At 63.5% G+C, this 16931-nt stretch carries 21 protein-coding genes; 14 read left to right on the forward strand and 7 right to left on the reverse strand.

Annotated features, from left to right (window positions below; all coding sequences use genetic code 11):
- Positions 1-75 precede the first annotated feature (75 nt).
- Entirely contained in the window at positions 76-1707 is a 1632-nt protein-coding gene (locus B0B52_RS16580) for a DUF2235 domain-containing protein (protein WP_077594775.1), read from the reverse strand.
- Positions 1708-1812: 105 nt separating this feature from the next.
- The gene (locus B0B52_RS16585; protein WP_077594776.1) at positions 1813-2739 is read right to left on the reverse strand and encodes a DUF808 domain-containing protein; all 927 of its coding nucleotides are present in this window, start codon (positions 2737-2739) and stop codon (positions 1813-1815) included.
- Positions 2740-2873: 134 nt separating this feature from the next.
- Here B0B52_RS16585 and B0B52_RS16590 point away from each other — a divergent pair, with 134 nt between their 5' ends.
- The gene (locus tag B0B52_RS16590) at positions 2874-4019 is read left to right on the forward strand and encodes a metallophosphoesterase (RefSeq protein WP_077594777.1); all 1146 of its coding nucleotides are present in this window, start codon (positions 2874-2876) and stop codon (positions 4017-4019) included.
- 31 nt (positions 4020-4050) lie between these two features.
- Here B0B52_RS16590 and B0B52_RS16595 read toward each other — a convergent pair whose 3' ends face one another.
- Positions 4051-4419, reverse strand: coding sequence for a hypothetical protein (locus B0B52_RS16595; RefSeq protein WP_077594778.1), 369 nt, complete (start codon positions 4417-4419; stop codon positions 4051-4053).
- 164 nt (positions 4420-4583) lie between these two features.
- Positions 4584-5135, reverse strand: a complete 552-nt coding sequence (locus B0B52_RS16600) for a methylated-DNA--[protein]-cysteine S-methyltransferase (RefSeq protein ID WP_077594794.1) — start codon at positions 5133-5135, stop codon at positions 4584-4586.
- Between the two features lie 246 nt (positions 5136-5381).
- Between B0B52_RS16600 and B0B52_RS22495 the strand changes: the two genes are divergently transcribed.
- Positions 5382-5537 carry a hypothetical protein gene (locus B0B52_RS22495; RefSeq protein ID WP_168173570.1) on the forward strand — a complete coding sequence of 52 codons (156 nt, stop codon included), beginning with the start codon at positions 5382-5384 and terminating at the stop codon, positions 5535-5537.
- A gap of 27 nt (positions 5538-5564) precedes the next feature.
- On the opposite strand, the gene B0B52_RS16605 is transcribed toward B0B52_RS22495, so the two are convergent.
- Both B0B52_RS16605 and B0B52_RS16610 read right to left on the reverse strand, forming a co-directional pair.
- Positions 5565-6083 (reverse strand): GNAT family N-acetyltransferase, encoded by a 519-nt coding sequence (locus tag B0B52_RS16605; RefSeq protein WP_077594779.1) that lies wholly within the window; start codon positions 6081-6083, stop codon positions 5565-5567.
- Positions 6084-6160: 77 nt separating this feature from the next.
- The gene (locus B0B52_RS16610) at positions 6161-6922 is read right to left on the reverse strand and encodes an SDR family oxidoreductase (protein WP_077594780.1); all 762 of its coding nucleotides are present in this window, start codon (positions 6920-6922) and stop codon (positions 6161-6163) included.
- 114 nt (positions 6923-7036) lie between these two features.
- Between B0B52_RS16610 and B0B52_RS16615 the strand changes: the two genes are divergently transcribed.
- From B0B52_RS16615 to B0B52_RS16650, 9 genes are all read left to right on the forward strand, one after another.
- On the forward strand, positions 7037-7333 hold the full coding sequence (locus tag B0B52_RS16615) for a 2Fe-2S iron-sulfur cluster-binding protein (RefSeq protein ID WP_077594795.1): 297 nt from the start codon (positions 7037-7039) through the stop codon (positions 7331-7333).
- A 131-nt stretch (positions 7334-7464) separates the two neighbouring features.
- The gene (locus B0B52_RS16620) at positions 7465-8535 is read left to right on the forward strand and encodes a M14 family zinc carboxypeptidase (RefSeq protein WP_077594781.1); all 1071 of its coding nucleotides are present in this window, start codon (positions 7465-7467) and stop codon (positions 8533-8535) included.
- Positions 8532-9287, forward strand: a complete 756-nt coding sequence (locus B0B52_RS16625) for an alpha/beta fold hydrolase (RefSeq protein WP_077594782.1) — start codon at positions 8532-8534, stop codon at positions 9285-9287. The genes B0B52_RS16620 and B0B52_RS16625 overlap by 4 nt, the downstream gene beginning before the upstream one ends.
- A gap of 177 nt (positions 9288-9464) precedes the next feature.
- The gene (locus tag B0B52_RS16630) at positions 9465-9851 is read left to right on the forward strand and encodes a hypothetical protein (RefSeq protein WP_139351985.1); all 387 of its coding nucleotides are present in this window, start codon (positions 9465-9467) and stop codon (positions 9849-9851) included.
- 120 nt (positions 9852-9971) lie between these two features.
- Complete coding sequence (locus tag B0B52_RS16635) at positions 9972-10673, forward strand: c-type cytochrome (protein ID WP_077594784.1); 702 nt, start codon at positions 9972-9974, stop codon at positions 10671-10673.
- Positions 10670-11962 carry a cytochrome c gene (locus B0B52_RS16640; protein WP_077594785.1) on the forward strand — a complete coding sequence of 431 codons (1293 nt, stop codon included), beginning with the start codon at positions 10670-10672 and terminating at the stop codon, positions 11960-11962. The genes B0B52_RS16635 and B0B52_RS16640 overlap by 4 nt, the downstream gene beginning before the upstream one ends.
- Before the next feature lie 133 nt (positions 11963-12095).
- Positions 12096-13403, forward strand: a complete 1308-nt coding sequence (locus B0B52_RS16645; RefSeq protein WP_077594786.1) for an NAD(P)/FAD-dependent oxidoreductase — start codon at positions 12096-12098, stop codon at positions 13401-13403.
- 39 nt (positions 13404-13442) lie between these two features.
- Entirely contained in the window at positions 13443-13586 is a 144-nt protein-coding gene (locus tag B0B52_RS22500; protein WP_168173571.1) for a hypothetical protein, read from the forward strand.
- Positions 13587-13707: 121 nt separating this feature from the next.
- Positions 13708-13974, forward strand: a complete 267-nt coding sequence (locus tag B0B52_RS16650; protein ID WP_077594787.1) for a VF530 family DNA-binding protein — start codon at positions 13708-13710, stop codon at positions 13972-13974.
- 263 nt (positions 13975-14237) lie between these two features.
- Here B0B52_RS16650 and atpE read toward each other — a convergent pair whose 3' ends face one another.
- Positions 14238-14480: a F0F1 ATP synthase subunit C gene (gene atpE / locus B0B52_RS16655; protein ID WP_077594788.1), complete on the reverse strand. Its 243-nt coding sequence runs from the start codon at positions 14478-14480 to the stop codon at positions 14238-14240.
- 38 nt (positions 14481-14518) lie between these two features.
- Between atpE and B0B52_RS16660 the strand changes: the two genes are divergently transcribed.
- From B0B52_RS16660 to B0B52_RS16670, 3 genes are all read left to right on the forward strand, one after another.
- Positions 14519-15214: an RluA family pseudouridine synthase gene (locus B0B52_RS16660; RefSeq protein ID WP_077594789.1), complete on the forward strand. Its 696-nt coding sequence runs from the start codon at positions 14519-14521 to the stop codon at positions 15212-15214.
- A gap of 154 nt (positions 15215-15368) precedes the next feature.
- Positions 15369-15941, forward strand: coding sequence for a protocatechuate 3,4-dioxygenase (locus tag B0B52_RS16665; protein ID WP_077594796.1), 573 nt, complete (start codon positions 15369-15371; stop codon positions 15939-15941).
- A 62-nt stretch (positions 15942-16003) separates the two neighbouring features.
- On the forward strand, positions 16004-16759 hold the full coding sequence (locus tag B0B52_RS16670) for an SDR family NAD(P)-dependent oxidoreductase (RefSeq protein WP_077594790.1): 756 nt from the start codon (positions 16004-16006) through the stop codon (positions 16757-16759).
- Positions 16760-16931: the final 172 nt, after the last annotated feature.

Raw genomic sequence — 16931 nt, forward strand, 5'->3', positions numbered from 1 at the left:
CGCCATTGCGGCGCCTGCCATTATGGCCAGAATGTGCATTCCTCGCTTCGGCATGCACTCGCCACACCACATTTCTCAACCGGGTTTGATCACCACTTTAAGCAAGCCAGCCAGGCAGCCGAACTTGATCACGCTCGCCAGGCTCAGCCCCATCCCCATCAGCAGCGCCCAGCCGTTGGCACCACCGAACAGACCATGACTCAGCAGGTTTTCAGCCGCATCGGCGGCAACCAGACCGAGCATCAACCAGCGCGCATGCCGGGTCAACCCGGCGAGGGGCCGTCCATCCGCAATCGCTGCGGGAACGACGCGTCGCACCGCCCACGCCACCGGGTAGGCCAACAGCAGCGCATAGGCCGCACCCAATGCCCAGTCCCATTGAAGTGCGTGCAATACCGCCTGCGTGTCGCAATGAATGCCCCGCTGAGTCAGCCAGGGAGCGGACAGTTGCGCCAGCAACAATGAAAAGGTTTCACCGCCGCGGCTGCAGGCCGAAGCGGCGTGCGTCCACGCTTGCCAGCCGAGCCCTGCCGTGGCAAATGCGAGCAACACCCCCAGCCAGGCGACCTTGGGCGCGGTGCGCCATATAGGCGGCGCCAATGTGGCCTCCTGCACTGGTTGCGCGGTGGGGTCGAGCCGCTCGCCTGCACTGCGCATGCGCGCACCAAGGCCGACCCAGGCCCAGAAGGGAAAAACGGCCGTTTGGTCATGCATGGGCTGGTGAGGGTCTATGCGCCCGGCTCCTTCCGGGCCGAACCTGAGCCCACAGGCGGCGGCTTCATCCATCATCCACCGCAGGGTGATGTTGGACAGGCCGGCCTCGGCATACGAGCCGCCGACATCACTGTGGTTGCCGCGAAACCAGCGCTCGTCGAATGAGCGGTGGCGCTGCTCTTCGGCGTCGAAGCCCGGCGCGGTGTAGTTTCGCGGCGCGTACTTTTCCCGGGTCTCGTGCAGCGCCAACGCGTGCCGCACATGCACAAACCGTTTCCCGGCGATGGTGGGGTTGTTGGAGATTTTGAGGCCGCGGCCGAACAGGTCAATGCCTACGCTTTCCACTGTGTCCCAGACCCCGATGAAATGGATCAGCGGTGTGCGGCCCAATGAAAAATGGCTCAAAACATCTTGCGCAAATTCCTCGCGTTCCACGCCGGCCCTATTGGCAGTTCTCTTTTGCGAAAAATAGCTGCGCACCATCGATGGCAGGATGGCCAGACCCGCCGGATGCACCAGCCCATACATATTGGCCATGCCGGCCACCGCGCGTGCCGTGAAAGCGCCGCGTGAAAAGCCAAAAATGCAGATGCGATCACCATCGCGGTAGTGCTCGGCCAGAAAGCGATAGCCTTCGGCGATGTTGTCGAACACACCACGCCCCAATGCCAACCCCACAAGCTGGGCCATGCCGCGCAGCCGGCTTTCAAGCGGGTCCACCGCCGGGAAATCATTGGCCGACCCGACACCCGGGTCGTAATACGCAATCTGCCGCGCCTCGGGCGTTTTATCCACGGCACGGAACAGTTTGACGACGTTGGTGTCCCTGTTGTTGCCAAGCATGTTGCCGGTACCGTCAAAAAACAGCATCAGCATGCGCCCGGGTTGTTGTTGCCAACGCTGCTCTGCCTCGCGGCACTGCGCCAGAACCGCAAGGCGGCGGTCGACTTCCGCTGCATCTGTTGCAGGGCTTGCAATCTTGTCATCGCGCATGGGACACCCCTTGCTTTCAGCCCAGCTTGGCCCGGGAAATACAGGGCTGGGCAGGCTACAGTCTAGCGATGACGCGCCCGCACGGCGCCCTCTACTTGAAGGAGCTCAGGCCGGCTTGCCGCGCAGGCGCTGAACCAGCGTCACGCCACCCAGCACCAGCGCACCGGCCACGATGCCTATCAGCGCGTCAGCCAGCAGCGGTGTCACCGCGCCCAGCACACTGCCGGCGCTTGCTGCCATCGATTCAATGAGATGGCGCAATGCCGGAACGCCATGCGTCAGGATGCCGCCGCCGACCAGGAACATCGCCGCTGTGCCGGCTATCGACAAACCCTTCATGAGCCAGGGCGCGGCCAGCACAATGCCGCGGCCCAGGCTGCGCTGCAGTCGGACGCCGCCACCCTCGCCTGCCTGCCGGCTCAAGTACAGGCCCGCGTCGTCGAGCTTGACGATGCCTGCCACCAGGCCGTAGACGCCCACGGTCATCACAACGGCAATGCCGCTGAGCACAGCCAGCTGCGTGATGAAAGGGCTGGCCTGCACGGTGCCCAGCGTGATCGCAATAATTTCTGCCGACAGGATGAAGTCAGTCCGCACTGCGCCCTTGATCTTGTCTTTTTCAAGCTTCACCAGGTCCACCGCCGGATCAGCCAGCGCTTGCACCAGCGCCTCGTGATGGGCCGCGTCTTCGGCTTGGCTGTGCAGGAATTTATGCGCCAGCTTCTCAAAGCCCTCGTAACAAAGAAAAGCGCCGCCTATCATCAGCAGCGGCGTGACGGCCCAAGGCGCGAAAGCGCTGATGGCCAGCGCCACCGGTACAAGAATGGCCTTGTTCAACATGGAGCCCTTGGCGACGGCCCAGACCACAGGCAACTCGCGGTCCACATGCACGCCGGAGACTTGCTGGGCATTCAGTGCAAGGTCGTCACCCAGCACACCGGCCGTTTTCTTGGCGGCTACCTTGGTCAGCAAGGCCACGTCGTCAAGAACGGTGGCAATGTCATCAATCAGTGCAAACAGGCTACTGGCCATGGGGTTTCCTGGAAAGTTGGGGACCGGCGTATTGTCGTCCGGGTTGAAAGAGTCCCGGCACCAGAACATGAGGTCTCTTGTATTCGGCCGCTTTGCAGCCACTTGTCCGAAGCGTTCCACTTCCAGTCCTGACCATGCCGTTGCTGCTTTTCTCATTTCTCCTGCACGCTTACGTGGGCGTTCGCCTGCTTCCCGGCTTGTCGCAGTGGCCAGTGGCGCAGGTGATGCTGGGCCTTGTGCTGCTGGTCTCCACGGCGCTGATGCCGCTGGGACTGACAGCCCGGCGCATCATGTCGCAACCCCTGTCGGACCGCGTGGCCTGGACCGGCATGTTGTTCATGGGCCTGTTTTCCTCGCTTTTTGTGCTGACGCTGTTGCGCGATGCGGCTCTGTTGCTGGCCATGGCCGTTTTGGCTTTTGCACCTGATGCTTTTCCCTTCGAAGCGGTGGCTTCCAGTTCCGCGGCCTTGGTGCCCGTGGCCGGTCTCCTCATGAGCCTGGTCGGCTTTTTCAATGCCAGACGCACGGCCGCGGTGGTGCGGGTGGACGTGCCGATCAAGGACCTGCCCGACGCACTGAACGGTTTTTCCATCGCACAAATCAGCGACATCCACGTCGGGCCGACCATCAAGCACGGCTACCTGCAGGCCATCGTGCATGCGGTCAATCGTTTGCAGGCAAACGTGGTGGCGGTGACCGGTGACCTCGTTGACGGTACGGTGGCCGAGCTGGCCCACCATGTGGCGCCCCTGGCCGGTCTTTCGTCCACACACGGCACCTACTTTGTGACCGGCAACCACGAATATTATTCCGGCGCCCACGCCTGGATCGTTGAGCTGCAGCGACTCGGCATCCGGGTGCTGATGAATGAACATGTGGTGTTGCAGCACGGTGAAGTGCATGCGCAGCAGGCGCTGGTTCTGGCGGGTGTTGCCGACTACAGCGCCGGGCATTTCGACGTGAACCATCGCAGCGACCCGCATGCGGCAATGAAGGGCGCGCCCCAAGCCGCTTCTGTGAAAGTGCTTCTTGCACACCAGCCCCGCAGCGCTGCGGCCGCGGAACAGGCGGGCTTTGACCTGCAGCTCTCAGGACATACCCACGGTGGCCAGTTCTGGCCGTGGAATTTTTTCGTGCGCTTTCAGCAACCTTTCACGGCCGGGTTGAACCGGCTGCAAAACCTGTGGGTGTATACCAGCCGCGGCACGGGCTACTGGGGGCCACCGAAACGCTTCGGCGCGCCCTCCGAAATCACCCACCTGCGGCTGGTGCGGGCCTGAACGGCCGCGGCGCCCAAACTGCAGGAATCGATCAGTAGCGGCTCGCAGTCAGACGGCCGACCAGCAACCCGAGCAGCAAGGCACCGCCCACAGCCTGCAAGGGATGGTCCTTGATGTAGGCCTTGGAATAGTCCACTGCCTGCAGGGGCGCCTCGGTCAGGCGGTGCGCCTGCGCGCCGAACTTGCTGGTTGCGCTGCCAGCACCGCTGGCCAGCTTGTCCACGGTGCTGTGCGCCGCAGCAGCTGCGCGGTCCACGCCGTGGCGGGCAGGATCAGCCACCTTGTCAATCGTGTTGTGAAGCGTGCTTGCGGCCTGGTCGACGCCCCGCAGCATGGCATTTTCCGTAGCGGCGGCAGATGAGTTAGAACCCGGGTAAGCGGTGACGTTGGATTTTTCCATGGTGAAGTCCTTCAAAAGTAAGCGATGGGAATCAAAACATGCGCCAGCGGGCACATGACCTGAATGCATTCTTCACTTTCGCGCACGACCTGAGGCCCGCCTGTGCGTGGCGGGATAGGCTGCCTGTAGGACAAGGGAGCCAGCGCCCGGCCCGCCGGCGGCGATCAATCGAAGAGGCCGGGCGTTCCGCGCATCGCGCCTTCGATGATGAGCAGCCTGAGCTTGGTGCGTATGCCGCCGTTGGCAGAAAATCCGCCCGGCTTGTCGCCCGCAGCCAGCACGCGGTGGCAGGGCACCACGGGCGCAAACGGGTTGCGCCCCAGCGCCTGCCCCACCGCGCGTGCTGCGCCGGGTTCGTCCAGGCGCGCGGCCATTTCGCCGTAGGTCAGTGTCTGGCCCGGTGCAATGCCGAGCGCCAGCGCATACACGCGCTGATGAAAGGCCGGCACGCCGCGCATGTCGAGCACCAGCGCGCTGAAGTCGTGCGGCTGTCCGCGCAGCATCGCGGCCACGCCTTCGACAGCGGCCAGAGCCTGGCCCGCAGGCGCTGCCTCCTGCGCCTGCGGAAAACGCTGCAGCATACGTTGCCGGGTTTGCTGCGCATCCGCCTCCGGCAGTTGCACACCAGCAATGCCCGCCTCGCTCCAGGCGATGCCGCAGAGGCCAATGGCTGTGTCAAACAGCGAAAAAAAGGTGTTGCTGGTCGTGGTGGGCATGGAAGCGGTCATCGTAATACAGTGCGCTCGCCGCAGGATTCGGCGGATCAGCAAGCACTATCGGATCCATAGCAGACTATTCAATAAGCACGTTGGCTGGAGGCAAAAATCGTTGCAAGAATCCTGCGCCCCGGCTGCCGGGACTATCGGCATAGGCTGACAGCGGAGCAGACACATTTCCTAACGGCGGCACGCAAGGGCCGGCGCAGCATGGCACTCTCATCACCGTTCCTGTGGAGCAATACCATGCGTTTATTTTCACCGAGCAACAATGGCAAGCGGCGCCTTGAAGAAGCGGAAGAACCCGCTGGACTGGACGACACCGACGAGTTGCCGCTGTCACCCGAGGAAGATACATCGGTCATTCCCGACGATGAGCGGGTTATCGACGTGCCGTCCTGAAGAACGGCACGCGGCCCGGCCGATGGTTCAACCGACCTCGCGCTTGAGGCGAATTTCCTCAAGCTTGACCGAGCCGACGGCAACGGTTTTGAGAGAAGTCATTTCGCGCTTGAAGCCTGCCAGCTCATGAAAGCGCAGCGCGCGCTCATTGCGCACCGGAACCCAGACGGTGACCTTGGTACAACCCTCTTCCTTGAGGCCGTCATTGGCTGCGTCCCAAAGCGCCACGCCGGCACCCTTGTCCCAATGCGCCGGGTCCACGTAAATGGCCCAGATCTCGCCAGTAGTGGACGGCGTACCCTTGTCGCGTGACCGGTCAAACCCGACAAAACCGACGATCTTGCCGTCCGCCGTGGCCACCTGCACCTGCGGCTCCATGAACTGGATGGCGTCGCGCCAGAACTGCTCGCGTTTTTCTGCCGACAGGGCGTTCAGCTGCTCGTCGGGCAGCAATCCTTTGTAGGCAGCACGCGAGGAGGCGATGTGGATCTCGGCAATGGTTTTGGCATCGCTCACGGTGGCGGGTCGGACGGAATAACTGGACATGAAAGGGGCTCGGGGGAATCGTTGTTTGGAAAGACCCGGATTGTCGCAGCAAACCCGCCTGGCCCCTTGCCTGCACCCTATACCGCTGTCAAACCACCGTCAACGGTGTGGGCATGGCCGGTTACAAACGAAGCGGCGTCCGAACACAGCCACAACACCACCGCAGCGACTTCAGCGACCTCGCCCAGGCGCCCGACCGGATGCATCTGGGCGGCCGCAGCGCCTATCTGCGGATCGGCCATGACGGCGCGCTCGTACATCGCGGTGCGGATCACGCCGGGGCATACCGCATTCACACGGATGCCCTTGCGGGCGTATTCGATCGCGGCGGACTTGGTCAAGCCCAGCACGGCATGTTTGCTGGCGCTGTAGGCCGCCATCTTGGGTGCACCCACCAGACCAGCCACCGACGCGGTATTGACGATGGCCCCGCCGCCCTGCTGAAGCATGTGCGCCAGCTGGTACTTCAGGCACAGCCACACGCCCTTGACGTTGATGCTCATGATGCGGTCGAAGGTGGCCTCGCTGCAATCGGCAAGGCGCATGTGTTCCTCTTCAATGCCGGCGTTGTTGAAAGCGCAATCAAGCCGACCGTAGGTAGCCACCGCATGGCCGACCATCGCCTGAACCTGCACCGCCTGGGTGACATCCGTGCGGATGAAGCTGGCCTTGCCACCTGCGGCCCGCACCAGGGCCGCCGTTTCTTCGCCAGCATCCGTCGCAATATCGGCCACCAGCACGCGGGCACCGGCCCGCGCAAATGCCAGGGCCGCACCGCGCCCGATGCCCCCACCGCCGCCGGTGACCAGCGCGACCTTGCCTTCAAATTGTGTTTGCACCTGACGGATCCTTTGTAACGCGAGCAAAAAAGAAAATCATACGGACTGCGCTGCCAAACCATGTCTCGCCTGGGACCGGCGGTCGCCAACGCGGCAGGCCCTAAACTGCGGCGCATGCCCGCAACGCCGACAGAAACCATTTTTCAGGCCCGCACAACGCCTGACGGCCTGCCCTTTGACGCGCCCGCCTCGCAGCCCTTGCTGCAGTCGGCACTGAAAGCCGGCATCCCCCTCGTCAGTTCCTGCCGCAACGGCACCTGCCGCACCTGCCTGTGCAGGCTGGCCAGCGGGCGCGTGGTCTACCGCATCGAATGGCCGGGTTTGAGCGCCGAAGAAAAAACCGAAGGCTTCATCCTGCCCTGCGTCGCCTACCCGGCAACCGACGTGGTGATCGAGCTGCCAGAGCAATAGTTTCAAGCAAAATCGGGCAATAGCCCTTTGTTTACGGGCGCAGGTAGCTCCTTTTTTTATAGCGAATTCGTTACGTGAGGCGGCCCAACGCAGCTCATTGCTTTGTCACACAAATCTGCAACGATCGGGAAATGGACTTTTTGCACCCTCCCGCCGATGCCTACCGTTTCGCACACACGCCCGACGCCGGCGCAACCTTTGCGGAGCATGAGGACTTCAAGACCATCCTGCTGGCCGCGGGCAAACAGCTGGAGGTACAGACCATGGCCGAGGTGCATACCGCCGGCCCTTCGTTTCCACTGTTTACCGCCAGCATCGGCTCGCGCGACCCACGCGCGCCGGCTGTCGGTTTTTTTGGCGGCATCCACGGACTCGAGCGCATTGGCACGCAGCTGATCCTGGCTTACATGCGGGCGCTGTTGTTCCGCCTTCAATGGGACGAGTTGCTGCACCAGCAACTCCAGAAAGTCCGGCTGTTGTTCATGCCTATCGTCAATCCGGGTGGAATGTGGGCACACAAACGCGCCAACCCGCGCGGCGTGGACCTGATGCGCAATGCGCCGCAGCGCGCCGACAGCGGTGTGCCCTTTCTGGCAGGCGGGCAGACCTTCGGCCCGCTGTTGCCCTGGTACTGCGGCCGGCCTGGCGCCCCCATGGAGACCGAAAGTGCAGCCTTGCTGCAAGTGGTGCAAGAGCAGCTCGCCAGCCGGCCGTTCAGCCTGGCGCTGGACTGCCACTCGGGTTACGGCTTTACCGACAGCCTGTGGTTTCCCTACGCCAAAACCCGCCGGCTGATGGCGCACCTGCCGGAGATGTTTGCACTCAAGGCCATGCTCGAGCAATCCTACCCCCACCACGACTACAGCTTTGAGCCGCAAAGCAACCAGTACCTGCTGCACGGTGACCTCTGGGACCACGCTTACGACAAGGCCCCGGCCAGCCATGTGTTTTTGCCCATGACACTGGAGCTCGGCTCGTGGCTGTGGATCCGCAAAAATCCACGGCAGCTTTTTTCGAGGCACGGCATCTTCAACCCGATCAAGGCACACCGCATCAAACGCGTGTTGCGCCGCCACGCGGACCTGCTGGATTTTCTGACCCGCGCCGCTTTTGCCGCACCGGGCTGGTTGCCGCAAGGCGAGCAGCGCATCCAGCTCACCCAGATGGCCACGGCCCACTGGCGGCCCAGGCGGCTGCCATGACCTGGGTGCTGCTGCGCGGCCTGACCCGCGAAGCGCGGCATTGGGGCGGCCTGCCTGCGCAGCTGAAACTCCAGTTGACCAACACGCCGGCCGCAGGAGACGTGCTCACGCCCGATCTGCCGGGCAACGGCGTGTTTCACCAGCAAACCTCCCCGCCATCCGTACCGGCCATGGTCGACTTCGTGCGCAGTCAATTGCAGGCGCAGGGCAGGCAAGCTCCCTGGAACCTCCTGGCCATGTCGTTGGGCGGCATGGTGGCCACCGACTGGGCGCAACGTTATCCGAAAGAAGTGGCGCGACTGGTACTCGTCAACACCAGCATGCGCCCCTTCAGCGGCTTCACGCAGCGGCTGCGCCCAGGCAACTGGTTCACCTTGGCGGCGCTGGCCGCCCGTTGGCAGGATGCCGACCATGCCGAACGCCTCATTCACTACCTGACCTGCAACAACACCGCCGCGCGCGCAGACGACATCGCGGCATGGATTCACATCCGGAAAACGGCGCCCGTGAGTGCAGCCAACAGCTGGCATCAGCTGCGGGCTGCCGCACAATTTTCCTGCGCAGCCCAGGCGCCGCAATGTCCCACGCTGTTGCTGTCGTCACGGTACGACCGGCTGGTCAACGCAAACTGCTCGCAGCATCTGGCCAACGCCTGGAAAACCCCGCACAAGATTCACCCATGGGCTGGCCACGACTTGCCGCACGACGACCCTGACTGGCTTTGCCAACAGGTCTCCCACTGGCTGACTTGAAGAGAATATGCTCTCTTTTTTATAGCTGCCAGTGCAAATAAACAAAGGGCTAGCGGCACTTTTCATTCCTCATTTTGAAGCGCAGGGGCCATGCAGGGTCTTGCAAAAGCGGTTGGCAGGCCAAAGCCGAGTCAGGAAGAATTCAGCTTGCTCCGCCAAAGTCGCACCCCGAACCCCATGACAAGTCCACCCTCTCTTAGCGACGCCCAACCCACAGACTCCGGCACTGAACCGGCCAGAAAGAAACGCGCCTGGGCACTGGCGCTCGGAACCGTAGCCGTGTGGTACCTGGAGCCGACACTGGCCGAAATGGCAGAACTGGTGGGCGGCATCGCTTGCGCCACCAACAAATCCGAAATCAAGGATGCGATTGCGCAGATGCGCAGCAAGGCCGCGTCACTGCATGGCCAGATTGACCCGCTGCCGGCCAGCGCACTGGCCAAGGTTGTACGCCGTACCGAGGCAGCCAGCGGTGCGGTACTCGACAAAGGTGCCAGAATTCAGGAAGTCCAGTCCAGCTGGGAGCACTTTCTGAACTGCCTTCACTCCAGCCCCAAGCGGTAGCCGTGCCTCCACCTTCCGGGCTTCGGATGTAGTCGGTTCCCGCATTCTTCCAAGCATGATTTTCCCGTGACATCATTTTTTACTTACCTGCACGCGGCATTGCGCCATTGCGGCGCCGGCATGACACTGTTGCTGGCCGCCATCGGAACGGCGGGTGCGGCGCCGGCATTTGAAGACAGCATCGCCCAGCGCACCATGGCCTGCACAGCCTGCCACGGCGCGCAAGGCCGGGCCGGACCCGACGGTTATTACCCGCGACTGGCCGGCAAACCTGCTGGCTACCTCTACAACCAGCTGCTCAATTTTCGCGATGGGCGGCGCCACTATGCCTTGATGACGCATCTGGTGGACCCGCTCTCTGACGCCTACCTGATGGAAATTGCGCGCTACTTCTCGGCGCTGGAACTGCCCTATGCGGCGCCGGCTGCAGCGGCAGTGCCGCCTGCCGTACTGCAACGCGGCCAGGCACTCGTCATGCAGGGAGATGCGGCACGCCGTCTGCCTGCCTGCGTTTCCTGCCACGGGCAAGCCATGACCGGCGTGGCGCCGCATGTTCCCGGGCTGCTCGGGCTGCCGCGCGATTACCTGAATGCGCAACTCGGCGCCTGGCGCACCGGGCAGCGGCGCGCCCACACGCCGGACTGCATGGCGCACATCGTGGCGCAAATGAGCGATGAAGACATCAATGCCGCCACACATTGGCTCGCGGTTCAGCCCGTGCCCGCGAACGGCAAACCGGCCGCCGCCCTGCCTCCCCCGCCGGCAGGCCAGATCGTTCCGGCCTGCGGCAGTGCTGCAGCCATACCGGGCACCCGGCCATGAAGCCGCACACCCGACTCAAGCGCTGGTCCATCGGCGGCCTTGCCGTGGCCATGGCGCTGGCAGCGCTTGTGGCGTGGCTCAACTTGCGGGACGAACCCGATCTTTCGAGCCCAGCTGCCGCCGCGGAAACCTCGCCGGCACAAATACAACGCGGTGCTTACCTGGCACGTGCCGGCAACTGCATGAGCTGCCACACAGCGCGCGGCGGCACGCCCTACGCCGGCGGGCGCGGCATCGACACGCCTTTCGGCACCGTGTTTTCGGGCAACCTCACGCCCGATAAAAACACCGGCATTGGCAGCTGGACGGCGAGCGAATTCTGGCGTGCGATGCACAACGGCCGCTCAAGGGACGGCCGCTTGCTCTACCCGGCCTTCCCCTACACCAACTACACAGAAGTCACGCGTGAAGACTCGGATGCGCTTTACGCCTACCTGCAGAGCCTGCCACCCGCTGCGCAAGCGAACACCGCCCACACCCTGCGCTGGCCCTTCAGTACGCAGGCTGCGCTCGCGGTATGGCGCGCGCTTTATTTCAGCCCGGGGCAATTTACGCCCGACACCCGGCGGGCCACCGAATGGAACCGCGGCGCCTACCTGGTGCGGGGCCTGGGCCATTGCAGCGCCTGCCACAGTGCGCGCAACGCGCTGGGGGCCAGCAGCACGCCGCTGGACCTGGCCGGCGGCCTGATCCCGATGCAGAACTGGTACGCGCCTTCGCTGACCTCAGTAGCTGAAGCTGGCGTGGCTGACTGGGCACCCGAACACATTGCGGCCCTGCTCAAGACCGGCGTGTCGCCGCGCGGCTCCGTGCTGGGGCCGATGGCGGAAGTGGTGCTGCACAGCACGCAGCACATGAGCGATGCAGACCTGAGCGCGATGGCGATTTTCCTGAAATCCCTGCCGCCCACCCCCACCGCGCTTGTCAAATCTACAGCCACCGGCAACACAGCCGTTGCGCAGGCCGGCGGCAAACTTTACGAACAGCATTGCGTCCAATGCCACGGCGATCAAGGGCGTGGCATTCCAGGCGCTTACCCTCCCCTGGCCGGCAACCGCGCCGTGACCATGGACTCCACCGCCAACCTGGTTCAGGTGGTTCTCAACGGCGGATACGCGCCCGCAACGGCGGGCAATCCGCGGCCTTTCGGCATGCCGCCGCTTGTTCTGGTGCTGGATGACACCGAACTGGCCGCGCTGCTGACCTATTTGCGCGGGGCCTGGGGCAACCAGGCCTCTGCGGTGACGGCGGCCGAGGTCAACCGCATGCGGGCAGCCAACAACCGGTAGACCGCAGGCGGGTGGAAGTGTTCATGCGACGCCCTCCTGCTGGCCTGTAGTTTGCATGCATACCGAAAGCGCAGCAGTTACCATGTCGGCACAACAAACACAGTCGGCAGCCTGATGCCGAGGAGGAAAATTCATGCAACGCATCGTCATCGTTGGAGGAGGTGCAGGCGGGCTGGCACTGGCCACCCAGCTGGGTAAACGGTTGGGTAAAAAAGGGCTTGCCGAGATCACGCTGGTCGACGCCGCACGCACGCACGTCTGGAAACCCTTGCTGCACCAGCTGGCAGCGGGCAGTTTTGACACCCATGCCGAGGAAATCGAATACCTGGCGCAGGCACGCTGGAACCATTTCAAATTCCGCCTGGGCCGCCTGGAAGGCGTGGACCGCACCGCCAAAACGCTGCAACTGGCGGCCAGCCACGACGAGGCCGGCCGCGAAATCACCCCGGCACAACAACTGGCCTACGACACCCTGGTGATTGCAGTGGGCAGCCAGACCAACGACTTCGGCACGCCCGGCGCCGCGGAACACACCATCAAGCTGGACAGCCCGCAGGCGGCGAAACGGTTCAACGACCGCCTGATCAATGCCTGCATACGCGCCCAGACCGTGCCGCGCAGCGCCGGCAGCGGCCGCCTGACCGTGGCCATTGTGGGCGGCGGCGCCACGGGGGTAGAGCTTGCCGCCGAGCTGCATGCTTCGGCAAAAGTACTGGCCAACTACGGCTTTGACCACATCCACCCCGAAAAAGACCTGCAGATCGTGTTGGTCGAGGCGGCACCCCGCCTGCTGGCCCAGTTGCCCGAGCGCCTGAGTGAATCGGCGCTGAGGGAGCTGCGCAAGCTGGCCATCGAGGTGCATACCAATGAAAAAGTGATCGAGGTCACCGCAGAAAGCCTGAAGATGGCCAGCGGCAAGGTGATTTCATCAAGCCTCAGCGTCTGGGCGGCCGGCGTCAAGGCCGGTGATTTCCTGAAGACACTCGGCGGCGACCAGCCCCTGGAGACCAACCGGCTCAACCAGCTGGTCGTCAACGGCAACCTGCAGACCGCCGACCCCAGCATTTACGCCTTTGGCGACTGCGCCGCCTGCCAGCAGCCCGACGGCACCTGGGTGCCACCACGCGCGCAAGCGGCTTACCAGCAGGCCATGTACCTGGTCAAGGCGCTGCCGCGGCTGCAGCGCGGGGAGCCGGTTCAACCCTTTGTCTTCAAGGACCAGGGGTCGCTGGTGTCGCTGTCAGAGTACTCCTCGGTCGGCAGCCTGATGGGCAGCCTGACCAAGGGCAGTTTTTTCATTGAAGGGCAGCTGGCCAAAATCATGTACTGGGCCCTGCACAAGCAGCACCAGCTGGCGCTGGGCGGCTGGAAAAAAACAGTGCTGATCACCCTGTCGGAAATCCTTGACCGCACCTACCGCCCGCGCATCAAGTTGCATTGATAATCACCGCATATCCCCATCAACCCAACGGAGAACACCATGGCAAAAGGACAGCAAAACAAGGACAAGATGGTCAAGAAGCCGAAAAAGGACACGTCTCCCCCAAAAGCCGTGTCGCCCGACGCGGTGCGCCCGACCATCGTCACGCAAGTCCCCCTGCGCGGCAAGCTCAAGAACAAATAAAAAGGCCCCCACGCTTGTCACTTCGTGTACCACGCTGCCCCCCGAGGGGGCGCTGCGCCTGCGGGCCGGCAGAGCCGGACCCGCGGCCCCGGCTGGTAAAGACAAAAGCTTGGCAATCGTCATGACCGAGCAGGCCGGCAACCCGCTGCATGGCGTGACGCTGGAAGCCATGGTCACCGCCCTGTCGGAGCACTACGGCTGGGAAGAACTTGGCCAGCGCATTGCGATCCGCTGCTTCACCTTTGAACCGAGCGTGTCGTCCAGCCTCAAATTCCTGCGTAAGACGCCCTGGGCCAGGGACAAGGTGGAAAGCCTTTACCTGTTCATGCTGCGCGAGCAGCGGCGTGCAGCGCCCACCGTGCACAACTTCCCGCCGCCTAAAAGCTAGGGCCTGTTGACGCTACTTATGCAAGTGCGAACGCGGTTAAAACAGCACCAATCTAGGCGCGCGACGACGCCCAGCCCGGGCGGCTGGGCTAGGAGAGCAACGACGAGTGGTGCTGTTTTAACCACGTTCCCTCCGGGTTGCGGCCAAAAAGGCCATGCGCAGCGTTGCAAAGCCTGGCCGGGCGCCAGCCCGGCTGCATTTTGCGCCTCGCGCATGACCTTTTTGACTCGCAACGCATCTTGCGTAAATAACGTCAACAGGCCCTAGGCCCCCAGCGGGTTGGCAAACAGCATCATCATGGCCACGCCCACACCAATCAGGAAATTGGCGTCGATCAGCCCGGCCAGCAAGAACATCTTGACCTGCAGCGGCTCCATCAGTTCGGGCTGCCGCACCGAGCCTTCAATGAACCGGCCACCCATCACGCCTATGCCCAGGCAGGCTCCGATGGCGCCCAGGCCAATCAACAAACCACATGCAATCGAAATGGCACCTGCGTCACTCATGATTTTTCTCCTTTTAAGTACTTGCTGATGGGCTCATCATGAGCGCAACGCGGCCGGGAATCCATGACCTCGCAGGTAATGGCGATGCCCATGGTTTCGAGCTCGTCCACGCCGACGCCGCGCTGCTGGTACTGAACAAGCCCGCCGGCCTGCTGTCGGTTCCGGGGAAGGGGGAAGACAAGCAGGACTGCCTGAGCAGCCGCGTTCAGGCGCACTACCCCGACGCGCTGGTGGTACACCGGCTGGACATGGCCACCTCGGGGCTGATGCTGATGGCGCGCAGCATGGCCATCCAGCGCGCACTCGGTGCATTGTTTGAACGCCGGGAGATTCACAAACGCTATGTAGCCGTGGTCAATGGCCAGCCCACGCCGGCGCCCGGAACGGACGGCTGGAGCCTGATCGACCTGCCCATCGTGGTGGACTGGCCGCACCGGCCGCTGCGCATCATCGATGCAGTGCACGGCAAGGCCAGCCAAACGCGCTGGCGTGCCGTGGCCTTTGACGCGCCTTCCGGCAGCACACGGCTGGAGCTGGAGCCCATCACGGGCCGTTCGCACCAGCTGCGTGTGCACCTGCAGGCCCTGGGCCACCCGATTCTGGGCGACCGGCTGTATGCCCCGCAGGACGTGCAGGAACGGGCACCACGGCTGCTGCTGCACGCATGCAGGCTGGCGTTTGTTCACCCGGTGAGTGGCGAGCACATGCTGCTTGAAAATCCAGCACCCTTCTGACCATCCAATCTTCTGGTCACGATCGCGCCGGAACTTCACCGCGTGTTTCGCGTCCCATGCTGAACACCGGAGATTCCTGATGCGCCCAGCCCTGCCACCCTCTTCACCCCGCGTAACCCTTCGCCGTCGCACCGTGACCGCAGCCCTGGTTGCGATGCCCGCCCTCTGGCTGGGCCCGCGTGCCCAGCCAGCACCTGCCCGCCGCGCAACACCGGCACAAACCGAAGGGCCCTATTACCCGGTGGTTTTCCCCAAGGACAGCGACCACGATTTGCTGCGCAACGGCACGCTGACTTATCCGGAAGGGCAAAGCGCCTGGGTCGAAGGCAGCGTCAGCGACCTGGCCGGCAAGCCCGTGGCCGGTGCACAAGTCGAAATCTGGCAGTGCGACCAGGCCGGCCACTACCACCACCCGGGTGACGGCGACAGGGCAGACCGCCGCTTCCAGGGTTTTGGCCGTGTGACGGTAGGCGCCGATGGGCGTTACCGCTTTCGCACCTTGCGGCCGGTGGCCTATGCCGGCCGCACGCCGCATATTCACGTGAAGGTCAAACTCGGCCAGCGCGAATTGCTGACCACCCAGGTGTATGTTGCCGGTGACCCGGGCAATGCGCGGGACAGTCTGTGGCGCAACCTGGATGAAGCCGGCAGGTCGGCGCTGACCGTGCCATTCGCGCCGGGCAGCGACGGCCTGCAGGCGCAGTTTCCCATCGTGGTGTCTGCATGATGTCTGCCTGATCAACAGGGTCACTCCTTGCCCGCTCCGGTTTGTCAGTAATATCAGGTTCCATGACTCAACATCTTTTCATCCTGACCGGCGCCTCGCGCGGCATGGGGCTGGCCATGGCCCGCAAGCTGCTCAAACCGGGCAACACGCTGCTGTGCCTCTCGCGCAAGGCCAACGACACGCTGGCAGCGCAGGCAAAAATTGCCAATGTTCCGCTGCAGCAGTGGACACAGGACCTCGCCCGCAGCGCAGATGTCAGCGCGCGACTGGAACAGTGGTTGCGCGAGCAGTCCCATGCAGGTTTTGCCAGCGCCGTGCTGATCAACAACGCCGGCATGATTCCGAGCATCGGCCCGTTGAGCGATGCCGACGCAGACGACCTGCGCCAGGGCCTGCGCGTCGGGCTGGAAGCGCCCATGCAATTGACTGCGGCTTTTTTGCGTGCCACGGCAAGCTGGCCGGCACGGCGCAAGGTGCTCAACATTTCTTCAGGCCTGGGCCGCAAAGCCATGGCCTCGCAGTCCATCTATTGCGCAGCCAAGGCCGGCATGGACCATTTCACCCGCTGCGTGGCGCTTGAAGAGGCGCTCAAACCCAACGGTGCGGCCATCTGCTCGCTGGCGCCGGGAGTGATCGACACCGACATGCAGGTCCAGTTGCGCAGCGCCGATGCTTCGGCCTTTCCCGACCAACAGAACTTCATCAACCTCAAGGACAAGGGCCAGCTCACATCGCCCGACGAAGCCGCGGCCCGCATACTGGCTTACCTCGCCCGGCCGGATTTTGGCAGTCAGCCGGTGGCTGACGTGCGCGACTGAGGACTGGTCAGCAACGTTTCGTTCGCTATACTTTTGATAGCTACTTACGCCTGCTGGATGGTGGCTGAAGGCATATTCCGTTCGTAAGATCCGGGTGGGATTCTTTGCGTCACGCTGCGCATGGGGTCTGCTCTGGACAGTAGGCGCAACTCCCCACTCCCACCCCTAACCC

The sequence above is a fragment of the Polaromonas sp. A23 genome (genome assembly GCF_002001015.1).
Lineage (GTDB): Bacteria > Pseudomonadota > Gammaproteobacteria > Burkholderiales > Burkholderiaceae_C > Polaromonas.